At 72.5% G+C, this 26,578-nt stretch carries 22 protein-coding genes; 9 read left to right on the forward strand and 13 right to left on the reverse strand.

Annotation, left to right across the window (positions count from 1 at the left end):
- Positions 1–14: 14 nt before the first annotated feature.
- Entirely contained in the window at positions 15–743 is a 729-nt protein-coding gene (locus tag ACIGFK_RS09950) for a VWA domain-containing protein (protein ID WP_376660205.1), read from the forward strand.
- 35 nt (positions 744–778) lie between these two features.
- Positions 779–1,294 carry a pyridoxamine 5'-phosphate oxidase family protein gene (locus ACIGFK_RS09955; protein ID WP_376660204.1) on the forward strand — a complete coding sequence of 172 codons (516 nt, stop codon included), beginning with the start codon at positions 779–781 and terminating at the stop codon, positions 1,292–1,294.
- Here ACIGFK_RS09955 and ACIGFK_RS09960 read toward each other — a convergent pair.
- The 9 genes from ACIGFK_RS09960 to ACIGFK_RS10000 form a co-directional block, all read right to left on the reverse strand.
- Complete coding sequence (locus tag ACIGFK_RS09960; protein WP_400051178.1) at positions 1,287–2,582, reverse strand: DUF1906 domain-containing protein; 1,296 nt, start codon at positions 2,580–2,582, stop codon at positions 1,287–1,289. The two genes, ACIGFK_RS09955 and ACIGFK_RS09960, sit on opposite strands and share 8 nt — an antisense overlap.
- A gap of 193 nt (positions 2,583–2,775) precedes the next feature.
- Positions 2,776–3,810, reverse strand: a complete 1,035-nt coding sequence (locus tag ACIGFK_RS09965; RefSeq protein WP_386469203.1) for an ABC transporter permease subunit — start codon at positions 3,808–3,810, stop codon at positions 2,776–2,778.
- Positions 3,807–4,667, reverse strand: coding sequence for an ABC transporter ATP-binding protein (locus tag ACIGFK_RS09970; RefSeq protein WP_376659801.1), 861 nt, complete (start codon positions 4,665–4,667; stop codon positions 3,807–3,809). Before ACIGFK_RS09970 ends, ACIGFK_RS09965 begins: the two co-directional genes overlap by 4 nt.
- A complete protein-coding gene (locus ACIGFK_RS09975; protein WP_376659800.1) occupies positions 4,664–5,095 on the reverse strand; it encodes a GntR family transcriptional regulator in 432 nt (143 codons plus the stop codon). The genes ACIGFK_RS09970 and ACIGFK_RS09975 overlap by 4 nt, the downstream gene beginning before the upstream one ends.
- A 464-nt stretch (positions 5,096–5,559) precedes the next feature.
- The gene (locus tag ACIGFK_RS09980) at positions 5,560–5,760 is read right to left on the reverse strand and encodes a DUF397 domain-containing protein (protein WP_386469200.1); all 201 of its coding nucleotides are present in this window, start codon (positions 5,758–5,760) and stop codon (positions 5,560–5,562) included.
- Positions 5,745–6,581, reverse strand: coding sequence for a helix-turn-helix domain-containing protein (locus tag ACIGFK_RS09985; RefSeq protein ID WP_400051181.1), 837 nt, complete (start codon positions 6,579–6,581; stop codon positions 5,745–5,747). Before ACIGFK_RS09985 ends, ACIGFK_RS09980 begins: the two co-directional genes overlap by 16 nt.
- A 174-nt stretch (positions 6,582–6,755) precedes the next feature.
- On the reverse strand, positions 6,756–8,216 hold the full coding sequence (locus tag ACIGFK_RS09990) for a glutamate synthase subunit beta (protein WP_376659797.1): 1,461 nt from the start codon (positions 8,214–8,216) through the stop codon (positions 6,756–6,758).
- Positions 8,209–12,747, reverse strand: a complete 4,539-nt coding sequence (gltB, locus tag ACIGFK_RS09995) for a glutamate synthase large subunit (RefSeq protein ID WP_386469263.1) — start codon at positions 12,745–12,747, stop codon at positions 8,209–8,211. The genes ACIGFK_RS09990 and gltB overlap by 8 nt, the downstream gene beginning before the upstream one ends.
- A gap of 372 nt (positions 12,748–13,119) precedes the next feature.
- Entirely contained in the window at positions 13,120–13,851 is a 732-nt protein-coding gene (locus tag ACIGFK_RS10000) for a VIT1/CCC1 transporter family protein (RefSeq protein ID WP_376659796.1), read from the reverse strand.
- A gap of 244 nt (positions 13,852–14,095) precedes the next feature.
- Here ACIGFK_RS10000 and ACIGFK_RS10005 point away from each other — a divergent pair, with 244 nt between their 5' ends.
- From ACIGFK_RS10005 to ACIGFK_RS10035, 7 genes are read left to right on the forward strand one after another with little or no spacing between them, the layout of a single operon-like run.
- The gene (locus ACIGFK_RS10005; protein ID WP_376659795.1) at positions 14,096–15,082 is read left to right on the forward strand and encodes an ADP-ribosylglycohydrolase family protein; all 987 of its coding nucleotides are present in this window, start codon (positions 14,096–14,098) and stop codon (positions 15,080–15,082) included.
- Positions 15,079–16,581, forward strand: coding sequence for an ADP-ribosylglycohydrolase family protein (locus ACIGFK_RS10010; protein ID WP_376659794.1), 1,503 nt, complete (start codon positions 15,079–15,081; stop codon positions 16,579–16,581). Before ACIGFK_RS10005 ends, ACIGFK_RS10010 begins: the two co-directional genes overlap by 4 nt.
- Positions 16,578–17,723, forward strand: a complete 1,146-nt coding sequence (locus ACIGFK_RS10015; RefSeq protein WP_376659793.1) for an ADP-ribosylglycohydrolase family protein — start codon at positions 16,578–16,580, stop codon at positions 17,721–17,723. Before ACIGFK_RS10010 ends, ACIGFK_RS10015 begins: the two co-directional genes overlap by 4 nt.
- Positions 17,720–19,117, forward strand: coding sequence for an ADP-ribosylglycohydrolase family protein (locus tag ACIGFK_RS10020; protein WP_376659792.1), 1,398 nt, complete (start codon positions 17,720–17,722; stop codon positions 19,115–19,117). Before ACIGFK_RS10015 ends, ACIGFK_RS10020 begins: the two co-directional genes overlap by 4 nt.
- On the forward strand, positions 19,114–20,019 hold the full coding sequence (gene rbsK, locus ACIGFK_RS10025) for a ribokinase (RefSeq protein WP_386469189.1): 906 nt from the start codon (positions 19,114–19,116) through the stop codon (positions 20,017–20,019). Before ACIGFK_RS10020 ends, rbsK begins: the two co-directional genes overlap by 4 nt.
- Positions 20,016–21,224 (forward strand): CaiB/BaiF CoA transferase family protein, encoded by a 1,209-nt coding sequence (locus ACIGFK_RS10030; RefSeq protein ID WP_376659790.1) that lies wholly within the window; start codon positions 20,016–20,018, stop codon positions 21,222–21,224. The genes rbsK and ACIGFK_RS10030 overlap by 4 nt, the downstream gene beginning before the upstream one ends.
- Entirely contained in the window at positions 21,221–22,036 is an 816-nt protein-coding gene (locus tag ACIGFK_RS10035; protein ID WP_376659789.1) for an HpcH/HpaI aldolase/citrate lyase family protein, read from the forward strand. The genes ACIGFK_RS10030 and ACIGFK_RS10035 overlap by 4 nt, the downstream gene beginning before the upstream one ends.
- 232 nt (positions 22,037–22,268) lie before the next feature.
- Here ACIGFK_RS10035 and lgt read toward each other — a convergent pair whose 3' ends face one another.
- The 4 genes from lgt to trpB form a co-directional block, all read right to left on the reverse strand.
- On the reverse strand, positions 22,269–23,252 hold the full coding sequence (gene lgt, locus ACIGFK_RS10040) for a prolipoprotein diacylglyceryl transferase (protein WP_376659803.1): 984 nt from the start codon (positions 23,250–23,252) through the stop codon (positions 22,269–22,271).
- 89 nt (positions 23,253–23,341) lie between these two features.
- A complete protein-coding gene (locus ACIGFK_RS10045; RefSeq protein WP_386469183.1) occupies positions 23,342–24,340 on the reverse strand; it encodes a thioredoxin domain-containing protein in 999 nt (332 codons plus the stop codon).
- Between the two features lie 95 nt (positions 24,341–24,435).
- On the reverse strand, positions 24,436–25,266 hold the full coding sequence (trpA, locus tag ACIGFK_RS10050) for a tryptophan synthase subunit alpha (protein WP_376658684.1): 831 nt from the start codon (positions 25,264–25,266) through the stop codon (positions 24,436–24,438).
- A complete protein-coding gene (trpB, locus tag ACIGFK_RS10055; protein WP_376658685.1) occupies positions 25,263–26,513 on the reverse strand; it encodes a tryptophan synthase subunit beta in 1,251 nt (416 codons plus the stop codon). The genes trpA and trpB overlap by 4 nt, the downstream gene beginning before the upstream one ends.
- Positions 26,514–26,578: the final 65 nt, after the last annotated feature.

The raw sequence follows: 26,578 nt of genomic DNA on the forward strand, positions 1-26,578 counted from the left end.
GTACCCTCGGGCGCATGACGCGCAGTGCAGTGAACCTCCGCAAGGTCGAAGAAACGGCTCCGGCGCTCGTGAGCCTCTACAAGAGCGCCGGAGTCTCACTGCGCAAACACGGCATGGAGGACGGCCGCGCCGCCGTCTACCTGGTCCTCGACTACTCGGGATCGATGAAGCCGTACTACGCGGACGGCAGCGTGCAGGCCCTCGCCGACCGGGTGCTGGGCCTGTCCGCGCACCTGGACGACGACGCCCGCGTGCCCGTGGTCTTCTTCTCCACCGACGTGGACGCCGTGGAGGAGATCTCCCTCGCAGGGCACGAGGGCCGGGTCACCGAGATCGCCTCCCGCCTCGGCCACATGGGCAAGACCGCCTACCACGCGGCGATGGACGCGGTGATCGACCACTACCAGGACTCCGGGTCGACGGCTCCCGCCCTCGTCGTCTTCCAGACCGACGGCGGCCCGATCAACAAGCTCGCCGCGGAGAAGTACCTCTGCAAGGCGTCCCCGCTCCCCCTCTTCTGGCAGTTCGTCGGCTTCGGCAACACGCGCAGCACGCAGTTCGACTTCCTGCGCAAGCTGGACGAACTGCCGGTCCCGGACCGCCGCGTGGTGGACAACGCGGGCTACTTCCACGCGGGCGAGGACCCGCGCAGGGTCCCGGACGCGGAGCTGTACGACCGTCTCGTCGGCGAGTTCCCGGCCTGGCTGGCGGCGGCCCGCGCCGCGGGCATCGTGCGCGCCTGACCTGCGACCGGCGGCGCCCGCGCTTTGATGGACGTATGACGCACACCAGCTGGGCAGTCTTCGAGAAGGCAGAACCGGAGTTCGCGGCGGCCGTCCAGGCCCGTTTCGCGCAGTACCCGCACCACGTCCTGGCCACCCTGCGCAAGGACGGCTCGCCCCGGGTGGCCGGACTCAACGTCGACATCCGGGGCGGGGAGCTGTGGCTCGGCATGATGCCGGGCTCGATGAAGGCCAGGGACCTCCAGCACGACCCGCGGTTCGCCCTCCACACCAACCCGGGCGCGGGCGACCGGATGCCCGAGGGGGACGTACGGATCTCCGGCCGCGCACTGGAACAGCTGGACCCGCCCGAGCTGCACCGGTACGCGGAGGAGACGGACACCCCGCACCCCTTCCACCTCTTCCACGCCGACCTGACCGAGGTCGTCCACGTCACCGTGCAGGGCGACGAACTGGTCATCCGCTCGTGGACCCCGGCACACGGCCTGCGCACCCTGCGCCGGGGCAACGACGACGAGCCCCCGCGCGAGGACCCGGCGCCGGCTAACTGAGCGGAAGCGGCACCGGAAGGGGCAGGATCCCGCCCCCGCCACCGACCCCGCCACCGCCGAGCACGGACGGATCGACGTCCAGCCAGTTGCGGTCGATGTTCAGTGCCACCCCGCCGTACGAGGCGTCGTGGTCCCCCCGGAACTGGTGCGCCCGGCGCCGCCCGGACCACTGCTTCGTACCCGCGGGCAGGCCCATGTCCGCGTCCGTCACGGACGCCGCGCCGTTCCACCGGGCCACCCACAGCACGTCGGGCATGGCCTCGGGGGCCTGATGGTGGTGCGCGCTCAGCGCCTTGGCGCCGGAGCTCGCCGAGACGTAGGCGCCGGAGCGGTAGCCCAGCTCGTGCAGCCGTACCGTCCAGGAGGTCAGGTAGGCGACGACCGGGGCGTCCCAGGTGGCGCGGTCCGTGTAGTTCTCCAGGTCGTTGTAGAGCACCGTGCCCGCGCCGAGCCCGAGCGAGCGGGCGGCGTCCACCGCGCCCTCGGCGGCGGCCCGGCCCTGCTCGTCGGCCTCGGAGGGGTCGGTGGACAGGCCGGTGCTGGAGGAGTGCCAGGGCTGCGGGCCGACCCAGATCGGCATCAGGTGCCAGCCGGCCCCGGCCTGCCGGGTGACCCACTCGGCGGTGAGCTGCGGCTGGGCGCACGCCCGGGCGCGGCCGCCGATGTAGATGCCCACGGCGCCGAAGGGGGATTCGGACCTCCAGGCGTCCATGGTCCGCTGGGTCGGGGCGGTGCAGGCGTCGAACCCCTCGCCGGTGAAGGGCTCTTGAGCCTTCGCTCCACCAGCGGCCACAGCGGGTACGACGACGTCCAGCGGACGACCCTCGGCCACGGCGGCACGGGCCCGATCGAGGATCCCCCGTACGGTGTCGGGCGCGTCCCCGTAGGAGACGGTGGCGACGATCCCGGCCCGGCGCAGCACGTACCGCAGCTCGTTGCTGTCGACGCGGGGCAGCGGGGCGGACAGGTCGCCCACGGTGGGGATGTCGGCGCGCGACGGAGCCCCGTCGAGGGGTTCGAGGTGCAGGGTGTCGGCGCGGCGCACGGCGGCCCGGCCGGTGCAGTTCGCCTGGGTGCCGGCGTGGCCGAGGTACAGGGTGGGGACGTCGAGGCGTAGGCAGGCGCGGGGGTCCCGGTCGAGGTCGACGACCCGCCAGTTCGCCGGGACGGCGATCCGCAGACCGCGGTATTCGACGCTCCGCGTGTCGGCGTACGCGGCGCCGGCAGTCGGTACGGAGATCAGCAGCGAGGCACCGAGCACTGCGCTCAGCATCGTTCGGGTGGGCATGTGACCCACTGTTACCAGACGCGCACGCCCCGACAGCACGCATCGACCGGCGCGGCGCCGTTCCGGAGGCTCCACCTGCGCCTCGAACGCCGGCGGGCCACCCGCACGAGCGAGTAGGGCTCGGTAAGGTCGGAGGACGAAGGGCGGCCGAAGCCAGTTGCGTTGGCTTCGGCCGCCCCTCCCCCTCGACCGGTCAGGCCGCCCGGCGGCGCAGCAGCCGGGCGCAGAGCCAGGACAACAGCCCGGAGAGCGCCAGGAAGACCCCGGTCTCGACCCACTGAAAGGTCCAGTAGCGGTCGGCGGGCTGGTAGGCGACCTTCGTGTGGAGGTCGGAGGTGGTGAAGCACTTGAAGGGGTCCGCATCGCGGTCCGCACAGCCGCGGGGACCTCGGACCTCCCGGCCGGACGGGTCGAGCACCGCGCCGGGGTCGGAGACGACCCAGGTGCCGGGCCGGAGGACCCCGACCTCCAGGTGGGCGTCGTCGCCGTAGCCCATCAGCTGGACGTGGTTCACGTTCCAGCCGTCCGCCGGCGCACCGGATTCTCCGTCACTGGTGGCCGGTGCCATGACGAGGGAGCTGAGCGTGACATCGGCGTGCTCCGGCGCCATGAGGTGCGGGCGGATCGCGAAGGGCACGAGGATCTGGACCGCGACGAACACGACGAGGGTCGCGGCCATGGCGGGCACGGTGCGCCGGATCAGGAGCCCGGCACAGGCGCCGAGGGTGAAGGCGAACGCCGCGTAGCCGAGCGGGACGATCGCGCGGCCGCTGAACATGAGGGGGGTGAACCGGTCCAGGTTCACCTGGTCCAGGGGGCTCGCCCACCAGGTCGCCAGGAGGCTGAGCACCCCGGTGACCGCGACGGCGATCAGTCCGACGGCCCCGAGCTTGACCGCGAGCCAGCGGCCGCGGGTGATGGTCTGGTTCCAGACGAGCCGGTGGGTGCCGGTCTCCAGTTCGCGGGCGATCAGCGGGGCGCCCCAGAAGACGCCTATGACACCGGGCAGGGCGAGCAGCGCGCTGGTGACGTAGTAGTTCAGGGTCTGGTATTCGACGACCAGCGCGTTCTTGGCCATTGCGCAGTCGCCCTTGCAGGCGCCGACGGTGCTGTCGTAGAGATCGCGCATCTGGAGGCCGGTGACCACGAGGAACATCGCGAAGGCGGCGAGGGCGGCGAGGGCCGCGAGCGTCTGGACGCGGTACTGGCGCCAGGTGAGCCAGATCATCGCTGTTTCTCCAGGGTCATGTAGGTGAGGACCAGGTCTTCCAGGCCGAGCGGCTCCAGGACCCAGGAGGGATCCTGGACCGGCTTCTCGGCCCGCACGATGAAGGTGCTCTGCCGCTCCGTGTGGGTCTCGTGGATGACCCGCATGCCCTCGGGCAGGCCGGCGGCATCCCTTCGGGCCGTGGTGAGCCGGAAGTGCGTGGCGATCAGGTCGTCGACGTCGCCCTCCACCTGGACGCGGGAGGCGACCAGGGAGACCAGGTGGTCGCAGACCCGCTCCAGGTCGGAGACCAGGTGCGACGAGAGCACGACGGTGGTGCCGTGTTCGGCGACGTACTCCATCAGGCTCTGCAGGAACTCGCGCCGGGCCAGCGGGTCCAGGGCGGCGACCGGCTCGTCGAGGATCAGCAGTTCGGGACGCTTGGCCACGGCGAGCGTCAGGGCGACCTGGGCGCGCTGACCGCCGGAGAGCTTGCCGGCCTTCTGTGCGGGGTCGAGCCCGAGCTGCCGGATCCGTTCCTCCGCCAGGGCGGCGTCCCATCCCGGGTTGAGCCGCGCCCCCAGCTTCAGGTGGTCGGCGACGGACAGCCCCGCGTACGTGGGCGTGTCCTGGGCGACGAACCCGACCTTGGCCAGCTGCTCGGGCCCGGAGGCGGGCCGTCCGCCGAGCACTTCGATGCTGCCGGAGGTCGGCCCGATCAGCCCGCATGCCAGCTGCAACAGGGTCGACTTCCCCGCCCCGTTGGGGCCGACCAGTCCGATGACCCGGCCTGCCGGCAGGCTCAGGGTGCACTCGCTCAGCGCCTGTTTGCGGCCGTACCGCTTGCCCAGTGCGTGGGCTTCCAATATCGCGGTCATTTCCCCTCTTCGGTCTTCGCGTGCGTGTGCGTATGCGTGTGCGTATGCGTACTGCGATTTCGGAAGGTGCTCTGGAACAGCGCCTCGATGCTCTCCTCGTCCAGCCCGGCGCTCCGCGCCTTCTCCAGCCACCCCTGCAACTCCTGCCGCAGCGGCTCGTGTTCGGACAGCGATGCGTCGTCGCCGAGCGTCCCGGAGATGAAGGTCCCGACCCCGGGCTTCTTGGCGACCAGACCCTCGTACTCGAGCTCCCGGTACGCCTTGAGCACGGTGTTCGGGTTGATCGCCACGGAGGCGGCGACGTCCTTGACCGTGGGAAGCCGGTCCCCTTCCGCGAGCAGTCCCAGCCGCAGGGCCTGGCGGACCTGGTGGATGAGCTGCATGTACGGGGCGACACCGGACCGGGCATCGAGGTGAAACTCGATCACTGCCCACCTCTATTCATCTAGCTTCCTAGCACTATAGGACTATGCGTATGCGGTCGCCGTCAAGAGGCCATGCCGATGCCCTCCCGGGCGGGGTGGCGGTTCTTCGCGGGGCGGGGCAGGCCTGACGGGGCCGCGCCACTGCCGGGGCTCCGCCCCGGACCCCGCGCCTCAAACGCCGGCGGGGCTGGGTTTTCCCTCGGCGGGACCGGCCTGTTGGGGCGGTGCCCCTCCGGAGTGTCTCCTCGTCGTCGCGCCTGCGGCCGCAGCACGATGCGGAGGGTGGTTGCGCGCTCAGCGGTCTCGCGGTGCCCGCAGGCGCGACGACCAGGAGACGCCCCGGAGGGACACCGCGGACCGACCCGCACGGCCAAAGCACCGGCCCGGGGAAAACCAGCCCCTCCGGCGATTGAGGAGCGGGGTCCGGGGCAGAGCCCCGGCAACGGCGCCGCAGTTGCGGTACTGGATCAGGCTCGGGCCTTCACGGCCTGGATGAACGGAGCCCATGCGGCCGCCGGGAACACCAGCACCGGACTGAGACCTGCGAGCTTGCTGTCACGGACAGGGACGATGCCGGGGAGATCGTCGGACACCTCTACGCAATTTCCGCCTTCGGCATTGGTGTACGAGGACGTCCGCCAGGACAGGCCTCTCACGTCTGCGCGCATTTCGCGTGCTCCTCCGCAACCGACTCGATCAAGGTCAAGGACACCTCCGGTGACAGCGCGGCAGCCCTTGCAAGATCGTATGACCTCCAGTGACGCCGAACCAGTGCCGGGCAATCGAGCAACTGCCCTGCGTGAGGGCCTTCGGTGTACACCACATCCGGCGCGTCGGCGAACTCCATGATCCTCACAGACGCGTCCAGGACGCCATGGGCTCCGGCCGAGAACGGCACCACCTGCACGGTGATCCGATGAGCCCGGACACACAACGAGATATGACGCAGCTGAGCGGCCATCACAACGGGGCCCCCTACCGCCGTCCGCAACACCGCCTCGTGCAGAACGACCCACATCTCGGGGGTTTCCGGATCGCCGAGGAGCCGCGTGCGCTCAACGCGCGCCGCGACCAGGTTGTCGACATGCTCCGCCGGTGCTGTGGGACTGCCACCCCGAATCACCGCCCGAGCGTAGTCCGCTGTCTGAAGCAGCCCTGGAATCAGCGTGGAGCCGTAGTCGTAGACAGCCGTCGCCAAACGTTCCAGTTCAGCAGCCTCGGCGAAGTACTCGACATGCTTCGACTTGAACGCCTTGGACAGGCGCGTGAAGTAGTCCCCGGTGCCCAGCTCCCGATCGATCAGCTCCGCGATCTCCGGCCGGAGCCTCCTCGTCCCGCACTCCATCTGCCCGACGTACGCCCCGCTCGTGAAGATCCGCTCGCCCAGGCCCTCTTGGGTCAGCCCCGCCGCCTCCCGGTGGCGCCGCAGCTCCTCGCGGGCGAACTCCTCCGGCGTCTGCGCTCCTGCCCGGTCCTTCGGCTTGCCCATGAGCCGAGCCTAGCCCTCGCGGCCCGTCACGGACGGCGGAACGCATTCATATGACCGCGAAACGCCACAGCGCCCGTCATCCCTGGTCGGGGACATGACGGGCGCCGTGTCGGAGTGCCGTACGTCGTTGTACGGACCGTATGAGGGGTCTCCCCGGAGGGAGGGGCGACGGGGTTACACCGTCAGCGAGCGGTCCGTCGGCTTGACCGGGTACGGGAGGGTGCTGGAGCCGGTCAGGAAGCGGTCCACGCCGCGGGCGGCCGAGCGGCCCTCCGCGATGGCCCAGACGATCAGCGACTGGCCGCGGCCGGCGTCACCGGCGACGAAGACGCCGTCGACGTTGGTCGCGTAGGACGCGTCGCGGGAGACGTTGCCGCGGCCGTCCAGCTCCAGGCCGAACTGCTCCACCAGGCCGTTGGCCTGGTCGGTGCCGGTGAAGCCCATCGCCAGGGTGACCAGCTGCGCGGGGAGGACGCGCTCGGTACCCGGGATCTGCTCCAGCTTGCCGTCCTTGAACTCCACCTCGACGAGGTGCAGCGCCTTGACGTTGCCGTCCTCGTCGCCCTCGAAGTGGGTGGTGGAGACGGAGTAGACCCGCTCGCCGCCCTCCTCGTGCGCCGAGGTGACCTTGTACAGCATCGGGAAGGTCGGCCACGGCTGGTTGGCGTTCCGGTCCTCGCCCGGCTTCGGCATGATCTCCAGCTGTGTGACCGAGGCCGCGCCCTGGCGGTGGGCGGTGCCCACGCAGTCCGCGCCGGTGTCGCCGCCGCCGATGACGACCACGTGCTTGCCCTCGGCCGTGATGGGGGGCGCCACGAAGTCGCCCTCCTGGACCTTGTTGGCGAGCGGCAGGTACTCCATCGCGAAGTGGATGCCGCCGAGCTCGCGGCCCGGGACCGGGAGGTCGCGGGAGACGGTGGCGCCCGCCGCGATGACGACCGCGTCGAACCGCTTGCGCAGGTCGGTGGCGGTGATGTCGCGGCCGACCTCGATGCCGGTGCGGAACTTGGTGCCCTCCGCGCGCATCTGCTCGATGCGGCGGTTGATGTGCACCTTCTCCATCTTGAACTCGGGGATGCCGTAGCGCAGCAGGCCGCCGATGCGGTCGGCGCGCTCGTACACGACCACGGTGTGGCCGGCCCGGGTCAGCTGCTGGGCGGCGGCCAGACCGGCCGGGCCCGAGCCGATGACGGCAGCGGTCTTGCCGGACAGGCGCTCGGGCGCCTGCGGGGTGACGTCGCCGCTGTCCCAGGCCTTGTCGATGATCGAGACTTCGACGTTCTTGATGGTGACGGCCGGCTGGTTGATGCCGAGCACGCACGCCGACTCGCACGGGGCCGGACACAGGCGGCCCGTGAACTCCGGGAAGTTGTTCGTCGCGTGCAGCCGCTCCGACGCCGCCGCCCAGTCCTCGCGGTAGGCGTAGTCGTTCCACTCGGGGATCAGGTTCCCGAGCGGGCAGCCGTTGTGGCAGAACGGGATGCCGCAGTCCATGCAGCGGCCGGCCTGCTTGCTGATGATCGGGAGCAGCGAGCCCGGGACGTAGACCTCGTTCCAGTCCTGAAGCCGTTCGGCGACGGGACGGGAGCAGGCGGTCTCGCGGGGGGTGGTGAGGAAGCCCTTCGGGTCAGCCATTGGTCGCCGCCTCCATCATCTTCTCCGTGGTCTCGGTTTCCGAGAGTCCGGCGAGCTCAGCGGCTTCCTTGGCGGCGAGCACTGCCTTGTACGTGGTCGGGATGATCTTGCTGAAGCGGGCCGCCGCGACGGACCAGTCAGCCAGGAGCTTCGCGGCCACGGTCGAGCCGGTCTCCTCCTCGTGGCGGCGCACCACATCGTGCAGCCACTGCTTGTCGGTGTCGGACAGGGCCTCGACCGCGCCCGCGTTGCCGACGTTGACGTTGTTCGGGTCGAGGTCGATGACGTACGCGACGCCACCCGACATGCCGGCCGCGAAGTTGCGGCCCGTCTCGCCGAGGACGACCGCCGTACCGCCGGTCATGTACTCGCAGCCGTGGTCGCCCACGCCTTCCGAGACGACCAGGGCGCCGGAGTTGCGGACGCAGAAGCGCTCGCCGGTGCGGCCGCGCAGGAACATCTCGCCGCCGGTGGCTCCGTAGCCGATGGTGTTGCCGGCGATGGTGGAGTACTCGGCGAGGTGGTCGGCGCCGCGGTCCGGGCGGACCACGATCCGGCCGCCGGAGAGGCCCTTGCCGACGTAGTCGTTGGCGTCGCCCTCCAGGCGGAGGGTGACGCCCTTCGGCACGAAGGCGCCGAAGGACTGGCCGGCCGAACCGGTGAAGGTCAGGTCGATGGTGTTGTCGGGCAGGCCCGCACCGCCGAACTTCTTGGTGACGTGGTGGCCGAGCATGGTGCCGACGGTCCGGTTGATGTTGCGGATCGCGACCTGGGCGCGGACCGGCTGGGCCGCCTCCGCGGACTCGGCGTTCAGCGCGTCGGCAGCGAGCTCGATGAGCTCGTTGTCGAGGGCCTTCTCCAGGCCGTGGTCCTGCTCGATCAGGGCGTGGCGGACCGCGCCCTCGGGCAGCTCGGGCACGTAGAAGAGCGGCTCCAGGTCGAGACCCTGCGCCTTCCAGTGCGTGACGGCCTTCGTCGTGTCGAGCAGCTCGGCGTGGCCGACGGCTTCCTCGATCGTGCGGAAGCCCAGCTCTGCGAGGAGCTCGCGCACCTCCTCCGCGATGAACTCGAAGAAGTTGACGACGAACTCGGGCTTGCCGGAGAAGCGACTCCGCAGGACCGGGTTCTGGGTGGCGATGCCGACCGGGCAGGTGTCCAGGTGGCAGACGCGCATCATGACGCAGCCGGAGACGACGAGCGGCGCGGTCGCGAAACCGAACTCCTCGGCGCCGAGCAGCGCGGCGATGACCACGTCGCGGCCGGTCTTGAGCTGGCCGTCGGTCTGGACGACGATCCGGTCGCGCAGCCCGTTGAGCAGCAGGGTCTGCTGGGTCTCGGCGAGGCCGAGCTCCCAGGGACCGCCCGCGTGCTTCAGCGAGGTGAGCGGGGAGGCGCCCGTTCCGCCGTCGTGGCCGGAGATCAGGACGACGTCCGCGTGGGCCTTGGAGACACCCGCGGCGACCGTGCCCACGCCGACCTCGGAGACGAGCTTCACGTGGATGCGCGCGACCGGGTTGGCGTTCTTGAGGTCGTGGATCAGCTGAGCCAGGTCCTCGATGGAGTAGATGTCGTGGTGCGGCGGCGGGGAGATCAGGCCGACGCCCGGGGTGGAGTGACGCGTCTTGGCGACCCACGGGTAGACCTTGTGGCCGGGCAGCTGGCCGCCCTCGCCGGGCTTGGCGCCCTGCGCCATCTTGATCTGGATGTCGTCCGCGTTGACCAGGTACTCGGAGGTGACGCCGAAGCGGCCGGAGGCGACCTGCTTGATCGACGAACGCCGCGCCGGGTCGTACAGGCGCTCCGGGTCCTCGCCGCCCTCACCGGTGTTGGACTTGGCGCCCAGCTGGTTCATGGCGATGGCGAGGGTCTCGTGCGCCTCCTTGGAGATGGAGCCGTACGACATGGCGCCGGTGGAGAAGCGCTTGACGATCTCGGAGACGGGCTCGACCTCGTCGATGGAGATCGACGCGCGGTCGGACTTGAAGCCGAAGAGGCCGCGGAGCGTCATGAGGCGCTCGGACTGCTCGTTCACGCGGTCCGTGTACTGCCGGAAGATGTCGTACCGGCGGTTGCGGGTGGCGTGCTGGAGGCGGAAGACCGTCTCCGGGTCGAACAGGTGCGGCTCGCCCTCGCGGCGCCACTGGTACTCGCCGCCGATCTCCAGCGCACGGTGCGAGGCCGCGATGCCGGAGACCGGGTACGCCTTGGCGTGGCGCGCGGCCACCTCCTTGGCGATGACGTCCAGGCCCGCGCCGCCGATCTTGGTGGCGGTGCCCGCGAAGTACGCGCCGACGAACTCGTCGTTCAGGCCGACGGCCTCGAAGACCTGGGCGCCGCGGTAGGAGGCGACGGTGGAGATGCCCATCTTGGACATGACCTTGAGGACGCCCTTGCCGAGCGCGTAGATCAGGTTCTTGATGGCCTTCTCGGGCTCGATGCCCTCGATGAACGTACCGGCGCGCAGCAGGTCCTCGACGGACTCCATGGCGAGGTACGGGTTGACCGCGGCGGCGCCGTAGCCGATGAGCAGCGCGACGTGGTGGACCTCGCGGACGTCACCGGCCTCGACGAGCAGGCCCACCTGGGTGCGCTGCTTGGTCGCGATGAGGTGGTGGTGCACGGCGGAGGTGAGCAGCAGCGACGGGATCGGCGCGTGCTCGGCGTCCGAGTGGCGGTCCGACAGGACGATCAGGCGGGCGCCGGCCGCGATGGCGGCGTCGGCCTCGGTACGGATCTCCGCGATCCGCGCGGCGAGCGCGTCGGCGCCGCCCGAGACCCGGTAGAGACCCGAGAGGGTGGCCGCCTTCATGCCCGGCATGTCGCCGTCGTGGTTGATGTGGATGAGCTTGGCGAGCTCGTCGTTGTCGATCACCGGGAAGGGCAGCGTGACGCTGCGGCACGACGCGGCGGTCGGCTCCAGCAGGTTGGACTCCGGACCGATCGAGGACAGCAGCGAGGTGACGAGCTCCTCGCGGATGGCGTCCAGCGGCGGGTTGGTGACCTGCGCGAAGAGCTGGGTGAAGTAGTCGAAGAGCAGCCGGGGGCGCTCGGACAGGGCCGCGATCGGGGAGTCCGTGCCCATGGAGCCGAGCGGCTCGCCGCCGGTGCGGGCCATCGGCGCGAGGATGACGCGGAGCTCTTCCTCGGTGTAGCCGAAGGTCTGCTGGCGGCGGGTGACCGAGGCGTGGGTGTGCACGATGTGCTCGCGCTCGGGCAGGTCCGACAGCTCGATCTCGCCGGTCTCCAGCCACTCCGCGTAGGGGGCGGCGGCGGCCAGCTCGTCCTTGATCTCGTCGTCCTCGATGATCCGCTTCTGGGCGGTGTCGACGAGGAACATCTTGCCGGGCTGCAGGCGGCCCTTGCGGACGACCTTGGCCGGGTCGATGTCGAGCACGCCGACCTCGGAGCCGAGGACGACGAGGCCGTCGTCGGTGACCCAGTAGCGGCCGGGGCGCAGACCGTTGCGGTCGAGGACCGCGCCGACCTGGGTGCCGTCGGTGAAGGTGACGCAGGCCGGGCCGTCCCAGGGCTCCATCATCGTGGAGTGGTACTGGTAGAACGCGCGGCGGGCCGGGTCCATGGAGGTGTGGTTCTCCCACGCCTCCGGGATCATCATCAGGACGCTGTGCGGGAGCGAGCGGCCACCGAGGTGGAGCAGCTCCAGGACCTCGTCGAAGGAGGCCGAGTCGGAGGCGTCCGGGGTGCAGATCGGGAAGATCCGGTCCAGTGTGCCCTCGCCGAAGACGTCGGACGCCAGCTGGGACTCGCGGGCCTTCATCCAGTTGCGGTTGCCCTTGACCGTGTTGATCTCGCCGTTGTGCGCGACGAAGCGGTACGGGTGGGCGAGCGGCCAGGACGGGAAGGTGTTCGTCGAGAACCGCGAGTGGACCAGGGCGACGGCCGAGGCGAAGCGGCGGTCGGAGAGGTCGGGGAAGAAGGGCTCCAGCTGGCCGGTGGTCAGCATGCCCTTGTAGACGATGGTGCGGGCGGAGAGCGAGGGGAAGTACACCCCGGCCTCGCGCTCGGCGCGCTTGCGCAGTACGAAGGCCTTGCGGTCCAGCTCGATGCCCGTGGTCCCGTTGCTCACGAAGAGCTGGGAGAAGGCCGGCATGGTGGCGCGGGCGCCGTTGCCGAGCAGGTCCGGGGTGACCGGGACCTCGCGCCAGCCGAGGACCGTGAGGTTCTCCTGGGCGGCGATGGCCTCGATCTGCTCCACGGCGACGGCCTGTGCGGTGCCGTCGGCGGGGAGGAAGGCGATGCCGACGGCGTACGCGCCGGCCTCGGGGAGCTCGAATCCGGCGACCTCGCGCAGGAACGCGTCGGGCACCTGGGAGAGGATGCCGGCACCGTCGCCAGAGTCCGGCTCGGAGCCGGTGGCGCCGCGGTGCTCGAGGTTCCGCAGTACGGTCAGGGCCTGCTCAACGAGGGTGTGGGTGGCCTCGCCGGTGAGGTTCGCCACGAATCCGACGCCACAGGCGTCCTTCTCGTTGCGCGGGTCGTACATGCCCTGCTGGGCGGGGCGACCGTCCATGGGCGACCAGGCGGTGTTGCTGAGGCCGGTCGCGGAGTGCGTGGATGCGGAACGCATCGGCTCTCCCGTCGTCGTCGTGGCATATGTGCATAGCCGAGGGACGACGTTGGCCCTCTGCGAAATTTCGTGCAGATTACATGATGACGACAATCCCGCGAAGCGGATATGCCATTCCAGCATGCGGACATCGCACGAGGCAGAAAGAAGGGGACCTTCGGTGTCTGGACACGCATCACGGGGAGAAGGTCCCGACGCGTAGTGGGCATCATTGCCCGGGCGCCCTGGTCTGATGCCCGGCGGACACGGGATCGAAACCGCCGGGTAACGGACTACTTATGTTGCGTACCGCATAGTGTCTCACTCCCCGCCTGATCAGCCTATGGCTCCGCCGATCCAGGTTCCCAGGATGTACGTCACACCGGCGGCGGCGCCACCCAGGACAAGCTGCCGCAAACCGCTGTACCACCAGGACCGGGCCGTGACCCGCGCCACGACCGCGCCGCAGGCGAAGAGCCCGGCCAGCGCCAGCAGCACGGCGGGCCACAGGGACGTGGCGCCGAGCAGGTACGGCAGTACGGGGAGCAGCGCGCCCAGCGCGAAGGAGCCGAAGGAGGAGACCGCGGCGACCAGCGGCGAGGGCAGGTCGTCGGGGTCGATCCCGAGCTCTTCGCGGGCGTGGATCTCCAGCGCCTGCTCGGGGTCGCGGGACAGCTGCATGGCCACCTCGCGGGCGAGGGCGGGCTCGACGCCCCGGGAGACGTAGAGCTCGGCGAGCTCCTCCATCTCGTCGGTCGGGTGCCCCAGCAACTGCTGCCGTTCCACGTCCAGTTCGGCAAGTACGAGCTCGCGCTGCGAGGCCACGGAGGTGTATTCGCCGGCCGCCATCGAGAACGCACCGGCCGCGAGGCCCGCCAGGCCGGTGATCACGACGGTGTGCGGGGCGACGGCGCCGCCCGCCACGCCGGTCATCAGCGCGAGGTTGGAGACGAGCCCGTCCATCGCGCCGAAGACGGCCGGACGCAGCCATCCGCCGTTGACGTCGCGGTGCGTGTGGTTGTCCCGGTGGGCGGTGTGCAGCGGTGCTTCGATGTCGATGATGGACACGGATATCTCCCCATTTGTGTCAACGGGCTCCGCGAGACATCCCGCTCCCCCTGAACACCTCGAAACTACGCACGATTTCCGCCGCCCGCCAGCAAGGAAGGCCGTACTTACCTGCGGTTTTGGGGGTCGGCGACCGGGTGACGGCAGCGTTCGCGGGGCGTTTCGCGACGGGCGACAAACCACATGCCGTGGCACAAATCCCCCAAGGGCTCATCATGAGTCCCATCAAGTGGAGAGGCGCGCCATGGAGCTGATTGCATGCAATCCGCAGGTCCTCCTCGAACGGGCCAGGGGCGCTCTTCTGGGGCTGGCGGTGGGTGACGCGCTGGGCGCCCCCGCGGAGAACATGAAGCCGTCGGAGATCCGGGCCAAGTGGGGCCGGATCGAAGGCTTCGTGTCGGACGACCCGGCGGGCACGGACGACACCGAATACGCGATCTTCTCCGGGCTGCTGCTGGCCCGGCACGGGTCGGCGCTCACCGTCTCCCACGTGGAACGGGCCTGGCACCACTGGATCGCGGACCTCGACGAAGGCCCGTTCCGCGGCGCCGGGTTCTCGGAGCGGGGCACGCTCGAGAACCTCCGCCGCGGTCTGGCGGCCCCCATCTCGGCCCAGCACCGGCACGCGTGGTCGGACGGTCTCGCCATGCGGGCGGCCCCGTTCGGCGTCTTCGCGGCCGGCCGCCCCGCGGAGGCGGCCCGCCTCGTCTCCATCGACGGCTCGGTGAGCCACGACGGGGAGGGCATCTACGGAGGCCAGGCGGTCGCCGCGGGGGTCGCCGCGGCCATGGCGGGCGGCTCCCCCGCCTCCGTCATCTCCGCGGCCCTCTCCGTCATCCCCTCCGACTCCTGGACGGCCCGCTCGCTGCGCCGCGCGGTGACGGCCGCCCCGCGCGGCGAACGCGCGGTCCGCTCGGCGGTGGTCATCGGCGGCTACCCGTGGACGGACCTGGCCCCCGAGGCGGTGGGCCTCGCGTTCGGCGCCTTCGCCGCCTGCCGCGGCGACTTCCCCTCCTCCGTCCTCACGGCCGTCAACATGGGCCGCGACGCCGACACCACGGCGGCGGTGGCGGGCGCGCTGGCCGGGGCCCTGTCCGGCGCCGCGGCGATCCCCGCCGACTGGTCCTCGGCCATCGGGCCGGTCCGCGGCAGCTGCCTCCCCTCGATGCGGGGCTACCACGTCCTGGACATCGCGGACCTCCTCACCCCGGAATGCGAGGCCCCCCGATGACCCCGCCCCCCTTCACCCCGGACACCCCGGACCCGGCCGCCCCTGCCCCGGAGCCCCGGCCGCCGGCCGCGCCGCGCGCGGGTACCGCTGCGCGGGGCCTCTCCCCCACCCCGCCCCTTCCCGAGACCGGGGCTCCGCCCCAGACCCCGTCGGGGCTCCGCCCCGAGCCCCGCGCCTCACGCTCCCCCGGCTACCGCCGGGAGGCGCCCCCTGGCGAGGCTGAGGTTGCCGACGGCAGCAGCCGCATTCCAGCCCCTCCGGCGTTTGAGGAGCGGGGTCCGGGGCGGAGCCCCGGTCCGGCCCCCGCCGAGGCGCCCGCAGGGCAACCGGCAGGGCAGCCGGCCGGAGCCCGCCGGATCGAGGGCCTCCTCCTCGGGCTCGCCGCAGGCGACGCCGCCGGGTGGCCCGCGGCCCGCCACCGCGCGAGCCGCATGCCCGAGTGGACCCGCCGCCTCACCCGCGAGCTCGACACCTTCGCCGAGCAGAACGCCACCACCACCCTCCCCGTCCCCATCGCTCTGAACCAGCCGCCGGAGCCGCTGCGCCTCGGCCCGTCCGACGACGCCGAGTGGGCGGCCTTCGTCGCCGAGTCCGTGCTCACCGCCGCCGGCGTGCTCCTCTCCGACCTCAGCCGGTCCAGAAGGATGCGCGCGGCCATCGACCTCGCCTGGAACGCCCTCGCCAGCGAGGTCGCGGCCGCCGCGGAACGCGCGCCGGAGGTCGAGTCCGCCGTGCTCCCCCTCCGCGCCCGGATCTCCGTCCGGGCCGGCCTCGGCAATCTCGCCACCGGCCTGCGCCCGCCCGCCACCGGCCACGACAACCCGCACTACTTCGACGACGCCGCCTGCGTACGCGCCTGCGTCCTGGCCGTGGTCCACCCCGGGGACCCCCGCGCGGCGGCGGACCTCGCCGAGTTCGACGCCCGCTACACCCAGGACGGCGACGGGGTCCACGGCGCCCGCGCCATGGCCGCCGCCCTCGCCACCGCGCTGGCCACCCCCGACGTGGACGCCGCCGTCGACGCCGCGCTCGCCCAGCTCCCCGAGGCCACCGAGATCGGCCGCAACGCCCGCCACGCGGTCAAGCTGGCCCGCGCCCACACCGACGGCGGCGCCTTCGCCATCGTCCCCACCCTCGAGCACGAGATCGTCGACCACGTCTACAGCTACGGGATCGCCGCCGCCGAGACCGTGCCCGTGGCCCTCGCCCTCGCCACCGCCGCCCGCGGCAAGGTGACCGAGGCCGTCCCGGCCGCGGCCTGCCTCTCCCGCGTCGCGGACTCGGCCCCCGCCCTCGCCGGAGCGCTCACCGGCGCACTCGGCGGCGGCGACTCGATCCCCGCCGCCTGGCGCGAGGCCTGCCGCACCCTGTCCGGCTGCGCCCTCCCCCGCCTGGCCGGCACGGACCTCGTCGAACTCGCGGCCCTCCTCACCCGTACGGAACTCACCTCGCCCAATCCCCACCCCCGCCCCAACACCCAAGGGATGATTCGGACATGACGCTCACGTTGGAGGACCGGGCCGCCGGCGCACTCGTCGGGGCCGCCGTAGGCGACGCGCTCGGCGGCCCGGTGGAGGGCTGGACCCCGGACCAGATCGTGGAACGGCACGGCGGCCGCATCCACGGCATCGTCGGCCCCTGGCACGAGGACTGGCGCACGGCCCGCCCCATCGCCCCGTACCACAAGGGCGACGGGCACGTCACCGACGACACCCTGATGACCCATGCGCTGGTACGGGTCTACGAGACCGTGCGGGACCACCTCGACGCCTACGCCGTCGCCGAGCACCTGGTCCCGGACCTGATGACCAACCCCCGCTGGATCCCGGAACTGGAGGCCGAGGCCCTCCCCCTGCAGCGGATCTTCCTGGCCGAGAAGTGGATCGTCACCCGCCTCCACTACGCGCACGTCGACCCCCGCGAGGCGGGCAGCGGCAACATCGTCAACTGCGGTGCGGCGATGTACATGGCGCCGGTCGGCATCGCCAACGCGGGCAACCCGGCCGGGGCGTACGCGGAGGCGCTGGACATCGCGGGCGCGCACCAGTCCTCGTACGGACGGGAGGCGGCGGGTGTGTTCGCGGCCGCGGTGGCGGCCGCGTGTCTGCCCGGTGCGACGGCCTCCTCGGTGGTGGACGCCGCCCTCGCGCTGGCGAAGGACGGCACCCGCGCCGCGATCGCCGCCGTCACGGAAGCCGCCTCCCGGCACCGCGACTTCGAGTCGGCCCTGGCCCCGCTGCGGGCCGCGGTCGCCCCGTACGACTCGGTGGGCCCCGACTACCGCGCCCCCTCCCTCGGCGCGCGGCGCCCCTCCCGCCTGCACTCCATCGAGGAGCTCCCCATCGCGCTCGGCATGCTGCTGATCGCGGACGGGGCGTACGAGACCTCCGTGCTCGGGGCCGTCAACTACGGCCGGGACTGCGACTCCATCGCCACCATGGCGGGCGCGATCGCCGGGGCCCTGGGCGGCGAGGCCGTGGTCCCGCCGGCCTGGGCGAAGCAGGTGGCGGAATCCAGCCGCCTGGACCTGCACGCCCCGGCCGCGTCGCTGGCCGCGGTGACCCGCGAGATCTACGCCCGCGACCGCGACCGCCGCACCGCCCACGCCTCGGCCTTCGCCGCCCTCACGGCCCCCCGGTGACGGCTGCAGCGCCCTGTGGCGACACCGACCGCCGGGACCCCGTACGGCTCACCTGGGCGCAGCCCGAGGACCTGATCGGGCACGAGCTGCGGCAGGCCGCGGAGGACGGCCGGGACGCCGGGCCCGCGCGCCGGACCTGGCTGGCGGCGGGCGGCCACCCGGCCCCCGCCCGGGCCGGCGCCTCCCCCACCCCGGCCCCGCCGGAACTCCGCGCCCTGGCCGCCCGCCTCCTGGACGACCTGGCCGCCCTCCCCTCCCCCCTCGCCCCCGACGAACCGCACTCCTGGGACGCCGTCAGCGCCACCTGGCCCGGGGGCCTCCCCCCGGCCCCCGCCGGGCCGCCCGCCGGGTACCCGGCCCGCCTGGAGGCCGCTTGGACCGGCCGGGCCGTCGGGTGCCTGCTCGGGAAGCCCGTGGAGAAGCTGCCGCTGCACGGCATCCGCGCCCTGGCCCGCGCCGCCGGCAACTGGCCGCTCGACGACTGGTTCACCGCCCGCCGCGTCCCGCCGGAGGTCCTCGCCGCCCACCCCTGGAACCGCCGCTCCGCCCCCACCTCCCTCGCCGAGAACATCGACGGCATGCCCGAGGACGACGACCTCAACTACCCCCTCCTCGGCCTGCTCCTCCTCCAACGGCACGGCAAGGGCTTCACCACCGCCGACGTCGCCCGGCTCTGGCTGGACGAGCTGCCCGCGGGCCGGACCTTCACCGCCGAGCGCGTCGCCTACCGCAACCTCCTGCACGGTCTGGAACCCCCGCTGACCGCCACCCACCACAATCCGTTCCGCGAGTGGATCGGCGCCCTGATCCGCGCCGACGTCCACGGCTGGACCAACCCCGGCGACCCGGCCGCCGCGGCGGCCCAGGCGTACCGGGACGCCGTCCTCACCCACACCGCGAACGGGATCTACGCCGCCGTCTTCGTCGCCGCGGCCACCGCCACCGCCGCCACCGGGCGCGCCGACGTGCACACCGCGCTGCGGGCCGGGCTGGAGTTCGTACCACCCCGCTCACGCCTCGCCGAGGCCGTACGGTTCGGCATCCGCGCGGCCGGGGAGGACGCCGACTTCGACCTCGTCGTGGACCGGCTGCACGCCCGCTACGGGCACTACCACTGGGTCCACGCCGTGCCCAACACGGCGCTGATCACCGCCGCCCTGACCCACGCCGACGGGGACTTCGGCCACTCCGTCTGCCGGGCCGTCTCCGGCGGCTGGGACACCGACTCCAACGGGGCCACCGCCGGCGCCCTCGCCGCCCTCGTCTCCGGCGAGGTCCCGCACCGCTGGTCGGCCCCCCTGAAGAACCGCCTCGCGACCACCGTCCCCGGCTTCGACGGCATCGGCTTCGACACCCTCGCCCACCTCACCGCACAGGAGGCAGCACGCTCATGACGGCCATCGCCGTGCTCGGCAGTACCAACATGGATCTCGTCGCCTACGTCCCCAAGGCCCCCCGCCTCGGCGAAACCGTCACGGGCAGGTCCTTCCGCACCGTCCCCGGCGGCAAGGGCGCCAACCAGGCCGTCGCCGCCGCCCGCTGCGGCGGGGAGGTGGTGATGATCGGCGCGGTCGGGGCCGACGAGTTCGGCGTACGGCTGCGCTCCGCGCTCGCCTCGGCCGGGGTGGAGACGGCGGGCCTGCGCACCGTCGAGGGCGCCAGCGGTACCGCCCACATCACCGTGGACGACGAGGGCGCCAACAGCATCATCGTCATCCCGGGCGCGAACGCCCTCGTCACGGGCCTGGAGGCGGGCGACGAGGCCCGGATCGCCGGCGCCGGCTCGCTCCTCCTCCAGCTCGAACTGCCCCTGGCCGCCGTCCTCGCCGGAGCCCTCTGCGCCCGCGCCCACGGCGTCCGTACGGTCCTCACCCCGGCCCCCGCCCAGCCGCTGCCCGCCGGGCTCCTCGGCGCCGTAGACCTGCTGGTCCCCAACGAGCACGAGGCCGCCGCCCTCACCGGCCTCACCGATCCGGTCCAGGCGGCGGGTGCCCTGCTGGAGGACGTGCCCGAGGTGGTGATCACCCTCGGCTCGGCCGGCGCCCTGTACGCGGCGCGCGGCCGGGAGCCGCTGTCCGTGCCCGCGCCCCGGGTGCGCGCCGTGGACACCACCGCCGCCGGGGACACCTTCGTCGGCGCCCTCGCGGTGGCCCTGGGCGAGGGACGGCCCGTGCCGGCGGCGCTGCGCTGGGCCTCGTGCGCCGCCGCCCTCTCCGTCCAGCGGCCCGGCGCCCAGGACTCGATGCCCGCCCGCGCGGAGACCGACGCCTTCGCCCTGGCCGGGGGCGCCGCATGACCGCCGCGGCCCCCGGGGGGACCGGCCCCCTGGAAGGACTGCGCGTCCTCGACCTCGCCACCCTCTTCGCCGGCCCGCTCGCGGCCACCCTCCTCGGGGACTTCGGCGCCGAGGTCGTCAAGGTCGAGCACCCCGGTCGCCCCGACCCGTCGCGCGGGCACGGCCCCGCGAAGGACGGCGTCGGCCTGTGGTGGAAGCTGCTCGGCCGGAACAAGCGGACCATCACCCTCGACCTGTCCACCCCGGGCGGCCGCGACACCCTGCTCCGCCTGGCCGCCACCGCCGACGTCGTGATCGAGAACTTCCGCCCCGGCACCCTGGAGAAGTGGGGCCTGGGCTGGCCCGAGCTGTCGGCCGCCAACCCGCGCCTCGTCCTGGCCCGCGTCACGGCCTTCGGCCAGCACGGCCCGTACGCCCGCCGCCCCGGCTTCGGCACCCTCGCCGAGGCGATGAGCGGTTTCGCCGCCATCACCGGCGAGCCGGACGGGCCGCCGACCCTGCCGCCCTTCGGGCTCGCCGACTCGATCGCCGCGCTGACCACCGCGTACGCCGTGATGACCGCGCTCGCGGGCCGCGACCGCACCGGGCACGGGCAGGTCGTGGACCTGGCCATCATCGAGCCGATCCTGACCGTGCTGGGCCCGCAGCCGATCTGGTACGACCAGCTCGGCTACGTGCAGCCGCGCACCGGCAACCGCTCCACGAACAACGCCCCCCGCAACACGTACCGCAGCGCCGACGGCCGCTGGCTGGCGGTGTCCACGTCGGCCCAGTCCATCGCCGAGCGGGTCATGCGGCTGGTGGGCCGGCCCGAGCTGATCGCCGAGCCCTGGTTCACGACCGGCACCGGCCGGGCCGCGCACGCGCAGGTCCTCGACGAGGCGGTCGGCGGCTGGATCGCCCGCCACAAGGCGGAGGAGGTCGTCGCCGCCTTCGAGGACGCCGAGGCGGCCGTCGCCCAGGTCTACGACGTCAGGGACGTGATGGCCGACCCGCAGTTCGCGGCCCTGGACACGCTCACGGAGATCGAGGACCCGGAGCTGGGGCCGCTGCGGATGCAGAACGTCCTCTTCCGGCTGTCCGAGACCCCCGGCGGGATCCGCTGGGCCGGCCGCCCGCACGGCGCCGACACCGAGGCCGTCCTGACCGAGCTCGGCCTGTCGGCGACCGAGATCAAGGCTCTGCGCGAGGAGCGGGCTCTGTGATCCTTACCTGGCTGTACGCACCCGGCGACCGGCCGGAGGTGGTCGCCAAGGCCCTCGACCGCGGGGCGGACGCGGTGATCGTGGACCTGGAGGACGCGGTTCCGGTCTCCCGCAAGGAGTACGCCCGCGCCGCCACCGCCGAACTGCTCGGCGAGCGGCCCCCGGTCCCCGTCCACGTCCGGGTGAACGCCCTCGACTCCCCGTGGGGCGGCGCCGACCTCACGGCCCTCGCCGGCCTGCGGGGCCTCGCGGGACTCCGGCTGCCGAAGATCAGCGCCCCGGAGCAGATCACCGCCGTCGCCGACCGCACCGGCGGCGTCGGCCTGCACGCGCTGCTGGAATCGGCGCTGGGGGTGGAGCGGGCCTACGAGATCGCCCGCGCGCACCCGGCCCTGCACGGGCTGTCCCTCGGCGAAGCGGACCTGCGCGCCGATCTGGGCGTCTGCGGGGAGGCGGGGCTGGACTGGCCGCGCTCCCGTGTCGTGGTCGCGGCCCGGGCGGCGGGGCTGGCGCCCCCGGCCCAGTCCGTGTTCCCTGACATCCGGGACCTGGAGGCGCTCGCCGTCTCGTGCGCGCGGGGGCGTGCCCTGGGCTTCCTCGGCCGGGCGGCGATTCATCCCCGCCAGCTGCCGGTGATCGAGCGTGCCTATCTCCCGGGCCCGGAGGAAGTGACGGCCGCGGAGGAGATCGTCACCGCCGCCCGTGCCACCCCTGGGGCCCAGGCCCTCCCGGACGGCCGCTTCATCGACCCGGCCGTGGTGGCCGCCGCCCACCGCACCCTCTCCTTGTCCCGTCGCGTCGCCCCCCTCTGAGACCCCCGGTCCTCGAACGCCGGCCGGGCTGAAATGGCCCTGCTGGCAATCCAGCCCGGTCGGCGCCCATCCAGCCTCTCCGGCGTTTGAGGAGCGGGGTCCGGGGCGGAACCCCGGGGAACGGTGGAAGGGGCGGGTAGGGGACCGCTCCCGCGCGGCGGCACACACCCGGCCCGGGTACGCGGAAGGGGGCGCCGCGGCATGCGCGACGCCCCCTTCCGGACCGTACGGGTCAGCTCTTCCCGGCCTCCGGAGCCGGGGCCTCGAGCGCGGCGGGCGCTTCCTTCGTCAGCACGGCCGCCTTCGGCTTGTCCTCGACGGCGGCGGCAGCGGTGCCCGAGGCCTTGCCCTCGGACTCGTCCCCGGACTCGGACTCGGACTCGGCGTCACCCTCCGCACCGGAGGCGTCCGGTTCGACGATCTCCTCCCGCCCCGGCCGCAGCTTCGCGGACAGCACCAGGTACACCACGGCCGCCACGAACACCACGATCGAGGTCCACACGTTCAGCCGGAGGCCCAGCACGTGGTGCGCCTCGTCGACGCGCATGTACTCGATCCACACGCGGCCCGAGCAGTACGCGGCCACGTACAGCGCGAACGCCCGCCCGTGTCCGAGCGTGAAGCGCCGGTCGGCCCAGATGACCAGGAGCGCGACGCCGACGCACCACAGCGACTCGTACAGGAAGGTCGGGTGGTAGGTGCCGGCGACCCGGTTCGGGCCCTCGCTGATCTCCAGCGCCCACGGCACGTCGGTGGCGCGGCCGTAGAGCTCCTGGTTGAACCAGTTGCCCCAGCGTCCGCAGGCCTGGGCCAGCGCGATGCCGGGGGCCAGGGCGTCCGCCCAGGCCGGCAGCGGGATGCCGCGCAGCCGGCAGCCGATCCAGGCTCCGACCGCGCCCAGCGCGATCGCACCCCAGATTCCGAGGCCGCCCTCCCAGATCTTGAAGGCGTCGACCCAGTTGCGGCCCTCGCCGAAGTAGAGCTGGTAGTCGGTGATCACGTGGTAGAGGCGACCGCCGACAAGGCCGAACGGCACCGCCCACACGGCGATGTCCGCGACCGTGCCCGGCTTTCCGCCGCGCGCGACCCACCGCTTGTTGCCGAGCCAGACGGCGACGAAGACGCCGATGATGATGCAGAACGCGTAGCCGCGCAGCGGGATCGGTCCGAGATGGATCACGCCGGTCGACGGGCTGGGGATGTAAGCAATGTCCATGGCAGTCATGACGCTACCCTGCCGGGCGGTACGGACCGCAACCCGCCCGGCAAGCCGAAACCAAATCCTCACATGGCCCGGTGGGTGACTCAGTCCTCTTCTGCCCCGGTTCCGGTGCTCGTGCCCGTGCCCGCGCCCGCGCCCGTACCGGACCCCTTGGCCGTCCCGCCGGCCGTCGGCGAGCCCGTCTTCGAGGAGCCCTTCGCCTTGGCCCCCGCGGACGGGGAGGGCGAGGAGGCGCCGGAAGCCGGGGCCGAGGCGGACGGGGACGCCTTGGCGGCGCCGCCGCCGGAGCCCGCGGCCGTGCCCTCCACCTGCTCCTTCAGCTTCTGCGGGGTGATCGGGTTCGTCTGGTCGGAGAAGATGTCCTTGCCGTCCAGCAGCACGGTCGGGGTGCCCCGGAACTTGCCGGCGCGGAAGGCCTCGTGCGATTTGGCCACCCAGCTGTTGTGGGTGCCGTTCTCGACGCACGCGCGGAACTCGGGGGTGTCCAGCCCGTCGACCTTGCCCGCCAGTTCCAGCAGTTTGGCGTTCTTGGCGTAGGCGTCGTCGACCTCCTGCGGCTGGTTCTGGAAGAGGACGTCGTGGTACGCGGTGAACTTGCCGACGTCCTGGGCGCAGGCCGCCGCGTTCGCCGCGTTCAGTGAGCCGGTGCCGCGCATGTTCCCGTCGATGAGGGTGACGAGGTGGTACTCGACGTTGAGCAGGCCCTTGGCCTGCAGCTCGTGGATGGTGTCGCGGTAGTTGTCCTCGAAGGCCTTGCAGGCGGGGCAGCGGAAGTCCTCCCACACGATCAGCGTGTGCTTGGCCCCGTCCTTGCCCGTCTGGATGGCGAGCGCGTCCTTGCCCGTGGCCCCCGACGGGGCGACCACCGGGCCCGCCTTGGCGGCCTTGTCGCCCTTGCCGGTGTTGGCCGCGATCACGCCGACGACGGTCGCCAGGCCGAGTACGCCGACCACCGCCGCCGCCACGATGAGGGTCCGCCGGCGCTTGTCCCGGGTCTTCTGCCGCTCGCGCTCCAGCTGGAGTCGCTCCCGGGCCGATCGTTTCGTCGCATCGCGGTTCGCACCGTCGTTCTTCTCGCTCACGTTCGGCCAAACGAAGCGGGGAGGCACTCGCGTGCCTCCCCGCCCCCACTTCCACCCGATCGGACTACAGAACCCGCTCAGGCGTGCGCATGACGTCAGTTCCTGCGTACGCCGGCCGCGAGCTCGCCCGCCAGCGCCCGTACGGCGGCCAGCCCGGCCGCCTCGTCCGGTGCGTCCAGCAGCAGCTTCACGAAGGCCGAGCCGACGATCACGCCGTCGGCGAAGCCCGCGACCTCCTTGGCCTGGACGGCGTTGGAGACGCCGAGGCCCACGCAGACCGGGAGCTCGGTCGTGGCGCGGGTGCGCCGGACGAGGTCCTGTGCCTGGTTGCCGACGGACTCGCGGGTGCCGGTGACACCCATGAGGGAGGCGGCGTAGACGAAGCCGGAGCCGGCCGCGGTGATGGTGGCGAGGCGCTCGTCCTTGCTGCTGGGGGCCACGACGAAGACGGTCGCCAGACCGTGCTTCTCCGCGTGCTCGCGCCACAGCCCGGACTCCTGGACCGGCAGGTCGGGCAGGATGCAGCCGGCGCCGCCCGCCTCGGCCAGCTCGGCGGTGAACCGCTCGACGCCGTAGCGGTCGATGGGGTTCCAGTACGTCATGACCAGGATCGGGGCCCCGGTCGCCTCGTGGGCCTCGCGCACGGTGCGCAGCACGTCGGCGATCTTGACTCCGCCGCGCAGGGCGATGTCGTCGGCGGTCTGGATGATCGCGCCGTCCAGGACCGGGTCGCTGTGCGGGAGGCCGATCTCGACGACGTCCGCGCCGCCCGCGATGACGGCCTTGACCGCCTCGATGGCTCCGTCGACGGTCGGGAAGCCGGCCGGGAGGTAGGCGACGAGGGCGGCGCGGTCCTCGGACTTGGCCTTGGCGAGCGTGTCGCTCAGCAGCTGGATGCGCCCGGTCTTTTCGCTGGCGTTGCTCACTTCGACTCCCCCTCGGCGCTCTCGCCGTCGTACAGCCCGAAGTAGCGGGCTGCCGTGTCCATGTCCTTGTCACCGCGGCCGGAGAGGTTGACGACCAGCAGGCCGTCCTTGCCCAGCTCCTTGCCGAGGTCCAGCGCGCCGGCGAGGGCGTGGGCCGACTCGATGGCCGGGATGATGCCCTCGGTGCGGGAGAGCAGGCGCAGGGCCTGCATCGCCGCGTCGTCGGTGACGGCGCGGTACTCGCCGCGGCCGGAGTCCTTGAGGTAGGAGTGCTCCGGGCCGATGCCGGGGTAGTCCAGGCCGGCCGAGATGGAGTACGGCTCGGTGATCTGGCCCTCCTCGTCCTGGAGGACGTAGGAGCGGGAGCCGTGCAGGATGCCGGGCTCGCCCGCGGTCAGCGTGGCCGCGTGCTCGCCGGTCTCGACGCCGTGCCCGGCGGGCTCGAAGCCGACGAGGCGGACGTCGGCGTCCGGGATGAAGGCGTGGAAGAGGCCGATGGCGTTGGAGCCGCCGCCGACGCAGGCCGCGACGGCGTCGGGCAGCCGGCCGGCGCGCTCCAGGATCTGGCGGCGGGCCTCGACGCCGATGACGCGGTGGAAGTCGCGGACCATGGCCGGGAAGGGGTGCGGGCCGGCGACGGTGCCGAAGAGGTAGTGGGTCTGGTCCACGTTGGCGACCCAGTCGCGGAACGCCTCGTTGATGGCGTCCTTCAGGGTGCGGGAGCCGGACTTCACCGCGATGACCTCGGCGCCCAGCATGCGCATGCGGGCCACGTTGAGGGCCTGGCGCTGGGTGTCGATCTCGCCCATGTAGATGGTGCAGTCGAGGCCGAAGAGGGCGCAGGCTGTGGCGGTGGCCACGCCGTGCTGGCCGGCTCCGGTCTCGGCGATGACGCGGGTCTTGCCCATGCGCTTGGTGAGCAGCGCCTGGCCCAGCACGTTGTTGATCTTGTGCGAGCCGGTGTGGTTGAGGTCCTCGCGCTTGAGGAAGATCCGCGCGCCGCCCGCGTGCTCGGCGAACCGGGGAACCTCGGTGAGGGCGCTCGGCCGGCCGGTGTAGTTGACCATCAGGTCGTTCAGCTCGGCGGCGAAGGCCGGGTCGCCCTTGGCCTTGTCGTACTCGACGGCGACCTCGTCCACGGCGGCGACGAGCGCCTCCGGGATGAACTTGCCTCCGAAGTCGCCGAAGTAGCCTTCGGCGTTCGGAACGTGACCCTCCGGGTCCGGGATGAAGTATTGGCTGGACATGCCGGTGCTCCTACGGAATGCGACGAGTGGGTTCACCGTATTGCGCCGCCCGCCCGCGACACACG

Origin of the sequence: Streptomyces sp. NPDC085524 (assembly GCF_044541755.1) — a bacterium.
Lineage (GTDB): Bacteria > Actinomycetota > Actinomycetes > Streptomycetales > Streptomycetaceae > Streptomyces.

Bases quoted from the DNA above. Each gene is read 5' to 3' on its own strand.
- ACIGFK_RS10005 (WP_376659795.1), top strand. From the start codon at position 14,096: ATGGAGCTGATTGCATGCAATCCGCAGGTCCTCCTCGAACGGGCCAGG.
- ACIGFK_RS09960 (WP_400051178.1), bottom strand. From the start codon at position 2,582: ATGCCCACCCGAACGATGCTGAGCGCAGTGCTCGGTGCCTCGCTGCTG.
- ACIGFK_RS10030 (WP_376659790.1), top strand. From the start codon at position 20,016: ATGACCGCCGCGGCCCCCGGGGGGACCGGCCCCCTGGAAGGACTGCGC.
- ACIGFK_RS09955 (WP_376660204.1), top strand. From the start codon at position 779: ATGACGCACACCAGCTGGGCAGTCTTCGAGAAGGCAGAACCGGAGTTC.
- ACIGFK_RS09985 (WP_400051181.1), bottom strand. From the start codon at position 6,581: ATGGGCAAGCCGAAGGACCGGGCAGGAGCGCAGACGCCGGAGGAGTTC.
- trpB (WP_376658685.1), bottom strand. From the start codon at position 26,513: ATGTCCAGCCAATACTTCATCCCGGACCCGGAGGGTCACGTTCCGAAC.
- ACIGFK_RS10010 (WP_376659794.1), top strand. From the start codon at position 15,079: ATGACCCCGCCCCCCTTCACCCCGGACACCCCGGACCCGGCCGCCCCT.
- ACIGFK_RS09980 (WP_386469200.1), bottom strand. From the start codon at position 5,760: ATGCGCGCAGACGTGAGAGGCCTGTCCTGGCGGACGTCCTCGTACACC.
- ACIGFK_RS10015 (WP_376659793.1), top strand. From the start codon at position 16,578: ATGACGCTCACGTTGGAGGACCGGGCCGCCGGCGCACTCGTCGGGGCC.
- gltB (WP_386469263.1), bottom strand. From the start codon at position 12,747: ATGGACGGTCGCCCCGCCCAGCAGGGCATGTACGACCCGCGCAACGAG.
- rbsK (WP_386469189.1), top strand. From the start codon at position 19,114: ATGACGGCCATCGCCGTGCTCGGCAGTACCAACATGGATCTCGTCGCC.
- ACIGFK_RS09950 (WP_376660205.1), top strand. From the start codon at position 15: ATGACGCGCAGTGCAGTGAACCTCCGCAAGGTCGAAGAAACGGCTCCG.
- ACIGFK_RS09970 (WP_376659801.1), bottom strand. From the start codon at position 4,667: ATGACCGCGATATTGGAAGCCCACGCACTGGGCAAGCGGTACGGCCGC.
- lgt (WP_376659803.1), bottom strand. From the start codon at position 23,252: ATGGACATTGCTTACATCCCCAGCCCGTCGACCGGCGTGATCCATCTC.
- ACIGFK_RS09965 (WP_386469203.1), bottom strand. From the start codon at position 3,810: ATGATCTGGCTCACCTGGCGCCAGTACCGCGTCCAGACGCTCGCGGCC.
- ACIGFK_RS09990 (WP_376659797.1), bottom strand. From the start codon at position 8,216: ATGGCTGACCCGAAGGGCTTCCTCACCACCCCCCGCGAGACCGCCTGC.